The organism is Hungatella sp. SL.1.14, from assembly GCF_024460495.1.
GTDB classification, from domain to species: domain Bacteria; phylum Bacillota; class Clostridia; order Lachnospirales; family Lachnospiraceae; genus Hungatella; species Hungatella hathewayi.
In genome coordinates, this window is sequence record NZ_JANFYJ010000017.1 from 14,978 (window position 1) to 29,874 (window position 14,897).

At 47.9% G+C, this 14,897-nt stretch carries 14 protein-coding genes; all 14 read left to right on the forward strand.

Going from position 1 to position 14,897, the window contains the following annotated elements; all coding sequences use genetic code 11:
* Positions 1–16: 16 nt before the first annotated feature.
* The 14 genes from NE473_RS17890 to rbsK all read left to right on the forward strand — a co-directional run bounded on the left by NE473_RS17890 (position 17) and on the right by rbsK (position 14,837).
* Positions 17–1,492, forward strand: coding sequence for a response regulator (locus NE473_RS17890; protein ID WP_155560845.1), 1,476 nt, complete (start codon positions 17–19; stop codon positions 1,490–1,492).
* A gap of 185 nt (positions 1,493–1,677) precedes the next feature.
* Positions 1,678–3,000, forward strand: a complete 1,323-nt coding sequence (locus NE473_RS17895) for an ABC transporter substrate-binding protein (protein WP_243145803.1) — start codon at positions 1,678–1,680, stop codon at positions 2,998–3,000.
* Between the two features lie 89 nt (positions 3,001–3,089).
* Complete coding sequence (locus tag NE473_RS17900) at positions 3,090–3,968, forward strand: carbohydrate ABC transporter permease (protein ID WP_006772714.1); 879 nt, start codon at positions 3,090–3,092, stop codon at positions 3,966–3,968.
* Between the two features lie 2 nt (positions 3,969–3,970).
* Positions 3,971–4,819, forward strand: a complete 849-nt coding sequence (locus tag NE473_RS17905) for a carbohydrate ABC transporter permease (RefSeq protein WP_006772715.1) — start codon at positions 3,971–3,973, stop codon at positions 4,817–4,819.
* 18 nt (positions 4,820–4,837) lie between these two features.
* A complete protein-coding gene (locus NE473_RS17910) occupies positions 4,838–5,668 on the forward strand; it encodes an MBL fold metallo-hydrolase (protein ID WP_155560846.1) in 831 nt (276 codons plus the stop codon).
* Positions 5,669–5,670: 2 nt separating this feature from the next.
* Complete coding sequence (locus tag NE473_RS17915; RefSeq protein ID WP_155560847.1) at positions 5,671–6,945, forward strand: MFS transporter; 1,275 nt, start codon at positions 5,671–5,673, stop codon at positions 6,943–6,945.
* Between the two features lie 311 nt (positions 6,946–7,256).
* Positions 7,257–8,270, forward strand: coding sequence for a LacI family DNA-binding transcriptional regulator (locus tag NE473_RS17920; RefSeq protein ID WP_155560848.1), 1,014 nt, complete (start codon positions 7,257–7,259; stop codon positions 8,268–8,270).
* A gap of 37 nt (positions 8,271–8,307) precedes the next feature.
* On the forward strand, positions 8,308–8,919 hold the full coding sequence (locus NE473_RS17925; RefSeq protein WP_006772728.1) for a hypothetical protein: 612 nt from the start codon (positions 8,308–8,310) through the stop codon (positions 8,917–8,919).
* Positions 8,920–8,967: 48 nt separating this feature from the next.
* On the forward strand, positions 8,968–10,356 hold the full coding sequence (locus NE473_RS17930; RefSeq protein ID WP_155560849.1) for an ABC transporter substrate-binding protein: 1,389 nt from the start codon (positions 8,968–8,970) through the stop codon (positions 10,354–10,356).
* 24 nt (positions 10,357–10,380) lie between these two features.
* Positions 10,381–11,445 (forward strand): ABC transporter ATP-binding protein, encoded by a 1,065-nt coding sequence (locus NE473_RS17935; protein WP_155560850.1) that lies wholly within the window; start codon positions 10,381–10,383, stop codon positions 11,443–11,445.
* Positions 11,414–12,343, forward strand: a complete 930-nt coding sequence (locus NE473_RS17940) for a carbohydrate ABC transporter permease (protein ID WP_155560851.1) — start codon at positions 11,414–11,416, stop codon at positions 12,341–12,343. Before NE473_RS17935 ends, NE473_RS17940 begins: the two co-directional genes overlap by 32 nt.
* A 14-nt stretch (positions 12,344–12,357) precedes the next feature.
* A complete protein-coding gene (locus NE473_RS17945) occupies positions 12,358–13,185 on the forward strand; it encodes a carbohydrate ABC transporter permease (RefSeq protein ID WP_196411671.1) in 828 nt (275 codons plus the stop codon).
* A 14-nt stretch (positions 13,186–13,199) separates the two neighbouring features.
* Entirely contained in the window at positions 13,200–13,841 is a 642-nt protein-coding gene (gene deoC, locus NE473_RS17950; protein ID WP_243145804.1) for a deoxyribose-phosphate aldolase, read from the forward strand.
* A gap of 60 nt (positions 13,842–13,901) precedes the next feature.
* Positions 13,902–14,837: a ribokinase gene (gene rbsK, locus NE473_RS17955; RefSeq protein WP_155560854.1), complete on the forward strand. Its 936-nt coding sequence runs from the start codon at positions 13,902–13,904 to the stop codon at positions 14,835–14,837.
* The last annotated feature ends 60 nt before the right edge of the window (positions 14,838–14,897 follow it).

The following is a 14,897-nucleotide window of genomic DNA, read 5'->3' on the forward strand; positions in this document are numbered from 1 at the left end:
GGAAGCAGGTGAGGTCATGAGGTTTGCAGTTGCGGATGATGTTCTTTTGGCCAGAAAGGCTGTGGAAAAATTAATACTGGAATGGGACCGGGACAGTACAGTCTGCTGCTCCTGTGACAATGGGGATGAGGTTTTAAAGGTTCTGGAAGATCAGAAGGTGGATGTGCTGGTTACGGATATCCGTATGCCGGGACTGAATGGAATCGCCTTATCCGAAGTGGTGCGCCAGCGTTTTCCATCGGTGGATGTGGTTTTGGTAAGCGGTTACGCTACCTTTGATTACGCCAGGGCCGCCCTTCACAACGGAGTGCGGGATTATCTCTTAAAACCGCTGAAAAGAGAAGATCTGTTTCATACCCTGGATGCGATAAAGAAAGCGCGCGCGGAGGAAAAAAGGCAGGAAGACCTGCTCCGTGAGGTACAAAAACGTGCCGGAAGCTTTTTGCTGCTCCGGTATTTATCCGGGGAAGAGCGCCCTGAGGATGTGCTGCCCAGGGAGATGACAGGGCTAAAAAACGGCTGCTTTTTCGCGGCTCAGATTATGGTGAAAGGCGTGAAGTTTGAGGAGCTGTCGATACGGCTTCGTGATCTGTCCTTTAGCAGAGACCTGATATTTGAGGACATCCTGCACTCTGGTGCGGGAGTTATTGTTTCCTGCGGGGAAGAACGTGCTGTGGCGGTATATGATAAGAAAATCCGGGCATTGGGCACATTGGCGGAACAGGAGAGGAAGGAGGGGCATCCGGCTGCTGTCGGGGTCAGTATGCTGCTCACCGGACCGGATTCCATAAGGGAGGCTTACTCTCAGGCGAGAAGGGCTTGCTGTCTGCGGCTCCAGGACCCGGAACGGGGATTATACCGATTTGATAACGACAGGGGAAAAGAACTGCTCTCAAAGGAAGACCTGCATTTAATCAGAAATCACCTGAATGCAAAACGGGTAAAGGAAGCAAAAGAGTTCTGCTTAAAAAAGATGATCCAGCCGGATATGACGACGGTTCTACAGTTGGAACAGTCATACCAGGCGCTGCTGGGCATCTGTTTCACTATGGATATGGAAGCGATTTACCGGCCTCTCTGGGACTTTGATGACATGAACGGACTTCTGGATTATATCTGCAGTATGGCGTGCTGCAGCGGGGAAACGGACAGAACCGTAAATGAAGGGGATATCATCGATGAGATTCAGGCATTCCTGGAAGATAATTATTATTGCGAGATCTCTTTAAACGAACTGGCCGCCACGAAGTATTTTATGAACCCCAACTATTTGAGCCGTCTCTTTAAGGCACGGACCGGAATGGGATTTTCTAAATATTTGTTGGGACTGCGCATGAAAAAGGCGGAAGAACTTTTAGAGAACGGAGATATGAATATCAATGAGGTGGCGCTCATGGTGGGATATACCAGTCCCTCATATTTTATTCAGAACTTTAAGAAATATTTCGGCCGAACTCCTGGAACACAGAGAAATAAGCCTGAGCTGCGATAATGTAAAAATATAAAAAAGAACGTGTAATATAAATGTAAAATTAATGCATAATAACGGAAAAGTAATATAATTTATATGTTCTAATGTCAGTTTTGCAATATGATTCGTAAAAATAAACACTATAATATGGGTATAAGATACAAGTGACTTATACCCATATTTTTCGCATGATAAGGAGGATGTCTATGAAAAAAGTATTGAGTGCAGCAATGGCGGCAGTAATGGTAGTGTCCATGGCAGGATGCGGATCAGCCGGCAAAACCGCGGAGACCACGACAGCGGCGCCGGCGGCAGCCACAGAGAAAACGGAGGAGACAACGGCAGCCGACACGAAAGAGGCCGCATCGTCAGGAGAGGTGACAACGATTGAGTTCTTCCAGATGAAGGACGAAGGAACCGACTATTACACAGCGCTGATCAAGGAATTTGAGGCACAGAATCCGGATATCAAGATCGAGTATACCAATGTTCCGGACGCAGAGACGGTTCTGATGACGAGAATGGCTTCCGACCAGGTTCCGGATGTATTTACCCATTTCCCGCTGGATGCTTCCTTCCGGGAGCAGGTAAAGGCCGGATACATGATGGATTTAACCGGGGAAACAATGCTTGAAAATGTGGCGGATGATATTCTGGATATCAGCCTCATCGACGGCAAATCGTATTCTGTTCCGGTATCCTTAAACATGCTGGGCGTTTACTACAACAAAGATTTATTTGATAAGGCAGGAGTTGAGATTCCCACAACCATTGAAGACTTATACAAGGTCTGCGATACGTTAAAAGCAGCCGATATCACACCGTTTACGTTCCCGGATAAGGATGTATGGACAGTCCGCCAGTTCTGTGACCGTGCCAGCGTTACCATGCTGGAAGATCCGGTAGGACTGTTTGAAGACATTGCAGCAGGAAAGACGACAGCTGCTGATTCCAAGGAACTCCGCCAGATGGGCGAGACTATCGTAAAGCTGCGCCAGTACGGCCAGGAGGATAACCTGGGAACCGGCCAGGAGCAGGCCATCGCAGATTTTGCAAACGGCAAGGCAGCCATGTTCTTCTCAGGGACCTTTGCGTACCCGGAGATTGTAAAGAGTAACCCGGATCTTCCGTTTGCCATGTTCCGTTACCCGTCATTTAATGGAAGCAGCATCGACCGTCTGGGTGTCAACATTGATACGGCATTCAGTATCTCCGCATCGACAAAATATCCGGAAGCGGCAAAACGTTTCGTAGAGTACTGTACCAGCCCTGAAAATGCGCAGCAGTTCTCCGATTACGATGGAACTCCGTCGGCGATCAAGGGTGTCAATTTCAATAAGAGTGAGTTTGAGTCCATGTTTAAGGATTATATCCAGACTGGTAAGACCATGAGCGTTCCATCCAACAGCTGGCCGCCGTCATTCGGTGGTGAGTACGGCAATATCTGCCAGGAATTGATTGATACTAAGGATGTAGACCAGTGGCTTGACAACTTAAATCAGTTGATTATGGATACCTATAATAACTAAGATTTTACGAGAGGGTGAGAATCTTGCATGCGCTGATTTCACCCTCTTTCTATCAGAAGAAAAGAATCGTTCAGAAAGGGTGATGGACCGTGAAAAACAAACCAAAACGGCCGAAGGCGGGCCGGGCTGCCTATATGGCATTTACACTGCCGGCAATTATTTTATATACGGTCTTTTTCGTGTTTTCCGTAATCTACGGAATCTACTACAGTTTTACGAACTGGAACGGATATGCGAAGGAGTATAAATTTGTCGGTATCAACAACTACACAAGGCTGTTTTCAGACCGGGTTTTCAAACGTGCGCTGGTCTTTACGGTTGAATACAGTGCAATTCTTGTGGTGGGAGTTATCACGATTGCGCTGATTCTGGCGGTTATTCTGTGTTCAAAGATTAAGCAGCAGACCTTTTTCCGGGCTGCCTTCTTTTTCCCGGCTACGCTGAGTCTCGTGACCATAGGCCTGGTTTTCAATGAGATCTATTACCGGGTAATTCCGCTGATCGGAAAGAGTTTCAATATTGGTTTTCTGAGCAAAAATATTTTGTCCAGCTCCTCCACGGCCATGTGGGGCATTCTCATTGTCCATATCTGGAGAAGTGTGTCCATCCCCATGGTGCTGCTGATTGCGGGAATGCAGAATATCTCCGGTGATTTGTACGAGGCGGCTGCCATCGATGGAGCCAATGGAATTCAGCGCTTCTTCCGCATCACGCTGCCTCTTCTGATGCCGGTATTAAGCGTCTGTATCATCCTGGTGACAAAAGAAGGTCTGACGGTCTTTGATTATATCACAGTCATGACCAGCGGCGGGCCGGCGGGATCTACGCAGTCCATAGCGTTCCTGATCTATGAAAATGCCTTCATGAACCAGAAATTCAGCTATGCGATCACCCAGTCTGTCGTTATCTTTGTTCTGGTGTGCGTCGTATCGTATTTCCAGTTCAGGACGACGAGGAAGGAGGACTGACCATGAATGAAAAAAAGAAAAGCCGGCTGCGGCCCTCCGGTATCCTTAAGTATCTGTTCCTGGTCCTGGGCTGTCTGGTGATAGCCGCGCCCCTGTATGTGACGATTATTACTGCATTTAAGACGAGAGAGGAATCGACGGTTAATTTCTTCTCCTTTCCCAGTCAGTTCTATTTGGGAAATTTTCGTGAAATTATTGAAAAACAGAACTATTTCCGTTACTTAGGAAATACCGTTATTATTACGGTCTGTTCCCTGATCTTAATGGCGCTTGTCATTCCCTCGCTGTCTTACGCGCTGTCACGGAACATGAGACGGTCAAAATTCTACCGCTTCTCCTATATCTATCTGGTCATCGGCCTCTTCGTGCCCTTCCAGGTAGTAATGATTCCGCTGGTGAAGATCGCCAGTTCCTTTCACATGTCCAATATCTGGGGACTGATTGTCTTAAATCTGGTGTTTGCACTGCGCGACGGCGTGTTCCTTTTTGTAGCTTATATGGACAGCGTGCCGCGGGAACTGGAGGAGAGTGCGTTTATCGACGGAGCCGGAGTGGTTCAGACGTATATCCGGATTGTGTTTCCTCTGGTAAAGCCCATGACTGCGACAATCATGATTTTAAATGGGCTTTCCGTATGGAACGACTTCATGCTTCCGCTGCTTCTGCTAAATAAATCCAAGGACAGCTGGACACTGCAGCTGTTTCAGTATAATTTTAAGACCACGTATTCCTTTGACTATAATCTGGCCTTTGCGTCATTTCTGCTTTCCATGCTGCCGGTAATGGTTGTCTATGTGTTTGCACAGAAATATATTATTCAGGGGCTGACCACGGGCGCGGTCAAAGGCTGAGTGCGAAAGGAGACCGATATGGAAATCAAATATCTTGGTACAGCCGCCGCAGAAGGGTGGCCGGCCGTGTTTTGTACCTGCGAGGCTTGTAAAAGGGCGAGAAAGCTGGGAGGAAAAAATATCAGGACCCGTTCCCAGGCTGTTGTAGACAATACGGTGCTGATCGACCTTCCGCCCGATACGTATCTTCACGTCCTTCGGGAGGGCATGGAGATTGACACGATTGAATCGGTGTTGATTACCCATTCCCATCAGGACCATTTCTATCCCATGGAGCTGCTGATGCGGGGCGAGCCGTACGCACACCGGCCAGGTGCGCCGGTTCTGACGATTTATGGAAATGATAAGGTGGAAGCGTTATACCGGCTGGCAATGGAAATGAACGACAGTCCTACGCTTCACGCTCAGCTGGATTTCAAGCGGGTAAGCCCCTTCGAACCGGTCGGCCTTCCCGGCGGATATGTGGTGACGCCGCTGGCTGCCAACCATGCAAAAGACGAAAACTGTCTCGTATACCTTCTGGAAAAGGACGGCAAACGCCTGTTTTATGGTCATGATTCGGGAAACTATCCGGAAGAGACGTGGGATTATCTGAGAGGAAAAATGATCGGCCTTGCCAGCTTCGACTGTACCAATATAGAGGCACCTGATGGAAATTACCACATGGGGCTGCCTGACAACCGGAAGGCAAAGGCCCGTATGATCTGCGAAGGATGTGCCGGAGAGAACACGGTGTTTGTGATCAATCATTTCTCCCACAATGGAAAGCTGATGCACGAAGAGATCGTGGACTGTGTCCGCGAGGACGGATTCGTGGTGGCATATGATGGTATGACGGTGGGATTCTGATCATGGAAATGGGGGCGTGTTTAAGGAGAAAGCAGAAGGAAGTGTTTCTGTTCTGCTGGACCGGTTATTTCCTGACGTATTTCGGACGGCTGAATTTATCCGTGGCCATGAACGCCATGGCGCTGGAATTTGCCAGCGGCACCGCGGTGATCGGCCTGACCGGGAGTGTGTTTTTCTGGGTCTATGCGGTGGGAAAGCTGGTCAACGGTTATGCGGGGGATTATCTGGACAACAGGCATCAGGTGTTTTTCGGACTGATGGTGTCTGGAGCTGCAAATGTGGCTATCGGGTTCGTCCACAACATATGGATCATCATCCTTTTATGGGCGGTGAACGGATTCGCGCAGAGCGCCATCTGGTGTAATATGATCAGTCTGATTGCCCACTGGTTTTACGAAGAACAGCACGCGGGAGCCGCGGTGTGGCTGTCCACCTCCATGGTGGGAGGAACGCTGGCCGGATGGGGGATCTGCGGCTTTATTATCCGGGCCGCATCCTGGCAGTGGGTATTTATAATACCTGGCTTCGCCCTGATTCTGTTTGCATTTTTGTGGAAGACGTATGTAAAAAATACGGCGGTGGAAGCCGGATTTACGGATTTTCAGAGCGTTCGGGTGATGAAACCGTCCGCGGCATTTCTGGAACATGCTGACTCCTCGTCGGGCATCGGAAACCGGCTTGGGAAGTTTATACTGGCTTCAGGTCTGATCTGGATTATACTCGCCTGTCTGGCGCAGGGGGTGATCAAGGATGGAATCGGGCTGTGGGGACCGACCATGATACAGGATATCTATGGCGTGGACGCCGGCACGGCCTCATTCCTGCTGTTGTTTATACCGGTGATGAATTTTATGGGCATCACCCTGGTGGGAATAATTCAGAGAAAACGGCTTCTGGAGGAAGAAATGCTGGTGGTGATCATGATGATACTTTCCGTGTTTATCCTGGCTTCCCTCCGCGTCTTTATGGGGAAATCGCTGACTGCCGGGGTACTTTTATTAGGCGGCGTCAGCGCCGTGATGTACGGCGTGAATACGATTTTGCTGGGAGTATTTCCGCTTCGCTTCGCAAGGGCCAATCGGGCCAGCTTCGTATCAGGGCTCCTGGATTTCTGTTCCTATGTGGCAGCCGGTCTGTCCTCGGTGTTTTCAGGGCTGGTTATCCAGCTGGGGCTGGGGTGGAACAGCGTGTTTCTGGTGTGGATGGCGCTTACGGTGATGGGGATTGGGGCGTTGGGGGTGTTTGGGTGGAAGTATAATAGAAGACATTTACAGTGAATGACGCTTCTCTGCAAAAGCAGGGAGCGCCGTTTTGGGTAGTAATACTAAATTTTTGTATAAAAATATCATTTTTTTGCCAAAAATACTTTACAATCTGTATAAATGATGGTAAGATACAAATGTGTAAACGATTACACAATGTAATACTATACAAATACCTGCTTTTTACAAAGGCTAGTGATTATAAAGGATTACATAATCTATATATCTTCAAGTAAGAATCATTTTTTTTTGAAGATATGTGTAAACGATTACACATTACCAAATAATGGACGCATAGCGTGACTGCAGGAGAAATGGGGTGTGAAATGAGTTTTACGATAAAGGATATTGCTGAAAAAGCAGGTGTATCCGTAGCTACGGTATCGAGAGTGATCAACGGATCCGGCTACGTGAGCGAAAAGAACAAAAAAAATATCGAGGAAATTATCCAGGAATCGAATTACTGTCCGAATGCGGCGGCAAGAAGCCTGATCACCCAGGCGTCTGATATGATCGGCCTGGTGATGCCGGAGCGGGTTAATCCATTCTTCGTAAAGGTATATGACGGTGTAACCCGAAAGGCGGATGAGGAGAATATTACGGTTCTTTTTTATAAAACGGGTGATGATGAGAAGAAGCAGGGAGAAATCTTAAAGCAGCTGAAGGCTCAGAATGTAAAAGGGATTCTGATAACTCCAAGTCTCTATCAGACCTCCGCCACCAGAAAGATGTTAGAAGCAGTGGAACGGGCCGGGATTCCCGTGGTCCTCATCGACCGTGATACAGAGGGTGGGGATTTTGATGCGGTATTTATTGATAACAAGGGGGCTATTTATAAGGCTACAGAACAGCTGATCCAGGCGGGGCATACGAAGATTGCGGCCGTCACCAGCCCTGATTTTTCCAGAGTGGGTGCGAGACGGCAGGACGGTTTTCTGGAATGCATGAAGAAGCATGAACTGGAGGTCTGCCCGGACTGGGTGATCGAGGGAGAACTGAGTGTTGAGAGCGGATATGAAGCCTGTAAGCGCCTGATGGAGATGGAGAACAGTCCCACCGCGATTGTGGCGTTTTCCAGCTCGGAATTGATCGGATGTGTGAAATACTTAAACGAAACCGGATACCGGATCGGCAGGGATGTCTGCCTTTTTGGCTTCGATGATATCGGTACATTTCCGGATTTCGGACTTCAACTGTCCACAATCGAGCGTCCTATGAGGGAGATGGGGGAGATGGCATTTGAACTGTTGTGGGAACGGATTCATAACGGCGGAAAGAACAAAAGGAGCCGTGAGATCATCCTTCCAACCAATATAAAGTTAGCTGAGAATCAAAAATAAAATAGATATCTACTTTACTACAAGGGGGAAAACAACAATGAAACATGACAATCGCTACAGCTACAAACCACAGTACGATCCGTTTGAGAATGTTATGACGAGGAACGGACTGCACGCTGATGAGGTGATTTCTGCACTGCAGAAAAGCATTCGCCACGCAGATGAGGATACCGCCATCCGGTGCGGATATGAGATGTATGTTACCAGTATGGAACTGGAGAACTATCTCTGGAGACGCCTTTCTGTTATCAGTGTGGAAGACATCGGATTCGGGGAGCCGACTGCTCCCATTCTGATCCAGACCCTTAAGAACATGAGAGAGGAGTTTCCATATTCTTTAAGCGGCAGCAGGGCATTGTTCCTGTTCCAGGCGATCCGTTATCTGTGTAAATGTAAAAAGGAACGCTCCAGTGATACGATTAAGACAATCGTAATCGAGGAGTATAAGAGAGGGGAGTACGCCAAGCTTCCCACAGAGTATGATATCTATGACTGGCATACAAAAAAGGGAAGAGAGGGAGGAAGAACGTATCTGGATTTTCTGGAGCATTTTACAGATGTTACACCATTTATGGATCAGTACGATCCGGAATTAAAGGAGATCTTAAAGCAGTATACCAGGGAGAACATCGAACTGGGTGAAGAGTAAACAGGGGAACCGGTAAAAACAAAAGGAGAAGAACAGGGAGGTTTCAGAATGAGTAAATTAAGACGTATTGCGGCATTGGGACTTACAGCGGTATTACTGGGGGGCTGTGTACCACAGAAGGTGGCGGCGCCGGGGAAGGCAGAGGAGACAAAGGCAGAAGAGACGAAGGCAGAAGAAGGCCAGGCAAAGAACGAGGGTACAAACGGGACGGAGGCGGCGACGGAAGCAGAGACGGCCGCGGCCATCGCGACGGAGATTACGGGACCGGTGGAGATAACCATATGGCATCAGTATTCTGACCAGTATGAGGTGTGGTTTCAGAAGGTAGCGGACGAATTCCATGCGAAAAATCCGGACATTACGGTTAAGCTTCAATATCAGCCTGCTGATCAGTACGAGGCAAAGGTTATGGCGGCGGCAAAAGCCGACGATCTGCCCAGCATGGTACACTCTGCGGCGGCCAATATGACCAGCTATATCAATGAGGGTGCGCTGGTGAATCTGGATGATTACATTTATGATTCTGCGGTGGGATATGAAAACTTCGATGAAGATATTAACTCAGGACTGAATCAGATGTATGTGCCGTGGGGCAATAAACGCTATGCCATGCCTCTGTTCCTGGGGGGGAATGTTTTCTTTTACAATAAGACCATGTTTGAGGAGCTTGGAATAGAAGCGCCAAAGACCTGGTCTGAGGTAGAGGCGGTAGCGACCGCGGTCAGCGATAAGATCGGCAAGCCCGGTTTTGGATTTCAGATTTTAGTGGATGGTTATATGGAGGTTCTGACCCAGGCCGGAGGAGAAGTCATTGACCTGGATAATAAGACCGTCGGCTTCGATTCTGAGACAGCCAGAGAGAAAATCACGTGGTACAAAGATTTGATTGATAAAAAAGTTGCACGGTTAGTAGGAGATGACAAACACTTTACGAATCCATTTGCTAACGGGGATGTCGGATGCTACGTTGCATTATCCGGGAACTACGGATATCTTGCTACCGCAGTTGGAGACAAGTTCGAACTGGGAGCGGCACCGCTTCCTCAGGAAGGCCCCAAGAAGTTTGTCAGCCTGTCTGAGCCGGTATTTGCCATTGCGAAGACCAGTCCGGAAGAGGAACTGGCCAGCTGGCTGTTCTTAAAATACTTACTGAGCCCAGAAGTAAATGCGGAGTGCGGAACGGTATTTGGCGCACTTCCGGCATCCACTGCGGCAATGAACCAGAGCGTATACCAGGATTTCCTGAAAGTAAATCCTGTGGCAGCTGCGGTTTATGAGCAGAGAGACTGCTACGGATATATGCCGACCATTGCGGGCTGGTATGAACTTCGCACAAGCCTGGATAAGGCGTTGGAGGAAATTATGCTGGATATCAGTGACATGGATACAGCACTTGCAGAGGCCAGGAAGTCGGCAGAAGCGGCAATCCGTAAATAGTCCAATCAGTTGAAAAGGTGAGCCATGAAGATTAAATTACAGAATATCAGAAAGAGATTTGGGGAAACGGTGGCCCTTGATGATTTATCCCTGGAATTTTGCGATGGGAAACTGACCACGCTTTTGGGGCCAAGCGGATGCGGAAAGAGTACCCTGCTTAATTTAATATCGGGAATTCTGCCGCCTACTTCAGGATCGATTTTTTTCGGAGACAGGGATGTAACATCTCTGTCTCCGGATAAGAGAAATATCGGCCTGGTATTTCAGAATTATGCGCTGTATCCCCACATGACAGTGGGGGAGAATATTGCATTCCCGTTGGAAATTAAAAAAGTTTCAAAAAAAGAACGACTGGAGCGGGCGGAGGAGTTTGCCAAACTGCTTCGAATTGAAGATTATTTTACCCGTAAACCATCCCAGCTTTCAGGGGGGCAGCAGCAGCGTGTAGCTATTGCCAGAGCCCTGGCAAAGGAACCGGAGATTTTACTTCTTGACGAACCGTTGTCTAACTTAGATGCCAGACTTCGCCTGGAAATGCGGGAGGAGATCCGGCGTCTTCAGCTGGAGACGGGGATTACTACCATTTTTGTAACGCATGACCAGGAGGAAGCGCTCAGTATTTCAGATCGTATTCTGCTTCTGAAAAAGGGCCGGGTTCAGCAATACGGGCTGCCTCAGGAGCTGTATGATGAACCGTGCAATCCCTTTGTGGCGGACTTCCTGGGCAATCCGCCGATAAATTTGTACGACGGCATGGTCGATGGAGACCGCGTGGTACTGCAGGAGGATCATACGGGATTCTTTATTGCCGGGGTGAAAGGTATCCAATCAGGAAGAAAGGTGAAGCTGGGAATCCGGAGCGAGGCATTTGAGGCCGCGGCGGAGGGGGTCTATGAGACACCTGCAACCGTAAAAAACGTATTTTTAAATGGAAAGGAAACCCTGTATTTTCTGGAAATTGGTGGAAAAGAATTCAGAAGTACGCTGGAAAGCGGACAGACCTATGAAATTGGAGGAAAGATATCGGTTCGGTTGAAAAAGAAGGGGGTTCATATCTATGATTCTGAAACAGAGGAAAAAATTGGTTAAAGTGAAAAGTGATGAAAAAATCACGGTCAGGACATTTACAGAACCCCTCATCTATCTGCTTCCATTTATTCTTGTAGTGAGTGTGTTTATGGTTTTTCCGATTATCACAGTCTTCCTAAATGCATTTCTTGAAAATTATGATTATTTGGCCAACACTTATACCGGAATGGGGATGGGGAATTTTGCGGCGCTTTTTTCCGATAAAGAGTTTTTACTGTCTCTGAAAAATACATTCCTTTACGTGGCATTTGTCGTACCAGTGTCTACGGTGATTGCTTTGACCGTGGCCATTCTTTTAAACCAGAAGCTGAAAGGAAGCTCATTCTTTCAGTTCGTATATTTTTTGCCAATGGTTACGGCAACGATTGCCGTCGGAATTGTTTGGAAATGGATGTATCATTACGATTACGGAATTATCAATTACGTACTGGGGATAATTGGGATAGAACCGGTCAAATGGATGGAGAATCCGAGGATGGCTCTGGCAGCGCTGATTATCTATGGGATCTGGACAAAACTCCCGTTTACAATCATTCTGTTCCTGTCCGGTCTTCAGACCATTGGCGAACAGTATTATACGGCGGCAAAAGTGGATGGGGCGAAACCTGCAAAGATTTTGTTCCGTATTACACTTCCGCTTTTATCGCCTACGATTGCGCTGGTATTGATTATCAACATTATCAATACTTCGAAGGTGTTTAATGAAGTCTTTGCACTGTTCAACGGAAAGCCGGGGCCTGGATACTCCCTTTATACTGTGGTGTTCTACATATATGAGAATTTTTATCATAAGATGAATGTTTCCATTGCCTGTGCGGCTGCTCTGGTATTATTTTTAATTGTGTTTATCATGACTATGCTGCAGATGACGATTCAGAAAAAATGGGTCAGCAGGTAAAAAGGAGAATTGAGATGAAAAATAGACATCTAATTGTAAAGATCATTTCCTACGTGATCCTGTCGGTCGGTGCGGTAATGATGGTTCTGCCGTTTTACTGGATGATCATTACTGCGTTTAAAACGCCGGAGCAGGTGACGCAGATGCCGCCGATCTGGTGGCCGCCGTCATTTTTGCTGGATAATTTTAAGTATGTGCTGAGTTCGGGGGAGTTTGCAAGGTATATTATAAATTCACTGTTTGTCACAGTATCATCTGTGATACTCACGACTACGGTCAGTATTTTGACTGCCTTTGCATTTTCAAGACTCAAATTTCCAGGGAGAGATATTATTTTTTCGCTGTTTCTGGGATTTATGATGGTACCGTTTGAATTGCTTGCCATCACCAATTACGTTACCATTGTGAAGCTTCATCAGATCGATACGTACAAGGCGTTGATCGTTCCGTATACCGCTAACATACTCTATATCTTTATATTAAGAAACTTCTTTCTGGAGATTCCGGGCTCGCTTTACAACGCAGCGAGGGTAGATGGGGCATCTAACTGGAAATTTCTATGGAGAATCATGGTTCCAATCGCCAAACCGGCGATCATCACAATCATTCTTCTTAACAGTATTGACAGCTGGAACTCATTCTTATGGCCCATGCTGGTGACGAATGAGTCAAGGATGAGAACTGTGACTGTAGGATTGACTTCATTTGTGCAGTCTGCGGGAATCCGTTATGAAAGGCTGATGGCGGCAGCGTTTATTGTAGTAATCCCCATGGTTGTACTGTTTTTCTTTGCGAGAAAATATATTGTAACCGCGGTAGCGCAGGGGGGAATCAAGGGATAGAGATGGAGGACAACATGAATATTGCAGAAAAGATTGATCACACCATACTGCGCGCAGACGCGAGAGAGGCTGAAGTAAAAAGATACTGCCGGGAAGCTGTTCAATACCATTTTGCATCGGTATGCGTCAATACATGCCACGTTCCGCTGGTGGATGAAATGCTGAAGGAAAGTGACGTAAAGGTATGCTGCGTTGTGGGATTTCCACTTGGGGCAATGAGTACCCGCGCCAAGGCCTGTGAGGCACGGATTGCAGTGGAAGACGGGGCGGAAGAGGTTGACATGGTTGTCAATATCGGCGCTGTAAAAGACGGAAATTACGGTCGTGTGGAGGAGGATATCCATGCAGTCGTGGAAGCCAGCGGCGGTGCTGTGGTGAAGGTAATACTGGAAACATGTCTGCTGACCAGAGATGAGATCGTGGAAACATGCCGCTGTGCTGTGAAGGCCGGTGCGGGATTTGTAAAAACTTCAACTGGATTTTCGACCGGAGGTGCAACTGTGGAAGCGGTTCATCTGATGAGAGAAACAGTGGGAGATTCGGCAAAGGTGAAGGCCAGTGGTGGAATCCGTACCTGTGGGCAGGCGAAGGCCATGATAGAAGCAGGAGCCGACAGAATCGGTGCGGGAAATGGCATCATACTGCTGGAAGGGTAATCGGTGCGGAGAGGAGTTATTCTGCCGGATCGGTAATTAGATTAAAACAGGAGATTGTATATGGGAAGAAAAACACTGGTTTTCGGAAGTTTTGTCGTGGATCTTATGGCCCGTACGCCGCATCTTCCTGTCCCGGGAGAAACGGTTAAGGGGAGCGAATTCAAGATGGGCCCTGGGGGGAAGGGGTTTAACCAGGCTGTAGCGGCCTTTAAAGCAGGGGCAGAGGTCATTCTGGCAACCAAACTGGGAATGGATTCTTTTTCTGAAATTGCGCTGAACACCATGGAAAAATTGGGGATGGATACCAGACGAATCTTTCGGACTGAACGGAAGGACACGGGGTGTGCACTGATCCTGGTGGGGGAAGACAGCAGCCAGAATGAGATTGTGGTAGTGCCGGGAGCCAGTCTCACCATAACGGAGAAGGAAGTGGACTCGTTAAAAGAATTGATTCAGGAATGTGAATTTGTTCTGATGCAGCTTGAGACGAATCTGGATGCAGTGGAGCAGGTTGCAGAATACGCGGCGCGGAGTGGGACAAAAGTGCTCTTAAACCCGGCACCCGCGGCTGATTTGCCAGAAGGCCTGTGGGGACGGATCGATGTGATTACTCCTAACGAGGTAGAGGCGGAGTACTATACCGGAATCCCTGTTCACTCTGAGGTGGATGCGGCGAAGGCGGCAGACTGGTTTCATAGCCGGGGAATCGCAGATGTGATCATTACGATGGCAGATCAGGGGGCATATCTGTCGTCTTCTTCCGGGATACGGGAGTTTGTTCCGGCATTTTCTGTAGATGCCGTGGACACCACCGGCGCGGGGGACGCGTTTTGCGGAGGACTGTTGGCGGCTTTAGCGGAAGGTAAAGAAAGGAAAGAGGCTGTAGTGTTTGCCAACGCGACAGCGGCACTTTCGGTACAAAAGATTGGAACGGCGCCGTCCATGCCGGATCGAAAGGAGATAGAAACGTTTTTAGCAACGAGAGTGACTAACTGACATAGAAACAGTAAAAGATACAACCCCAAAAGAGTGCAATGAAAGTACAATTAAGACTTT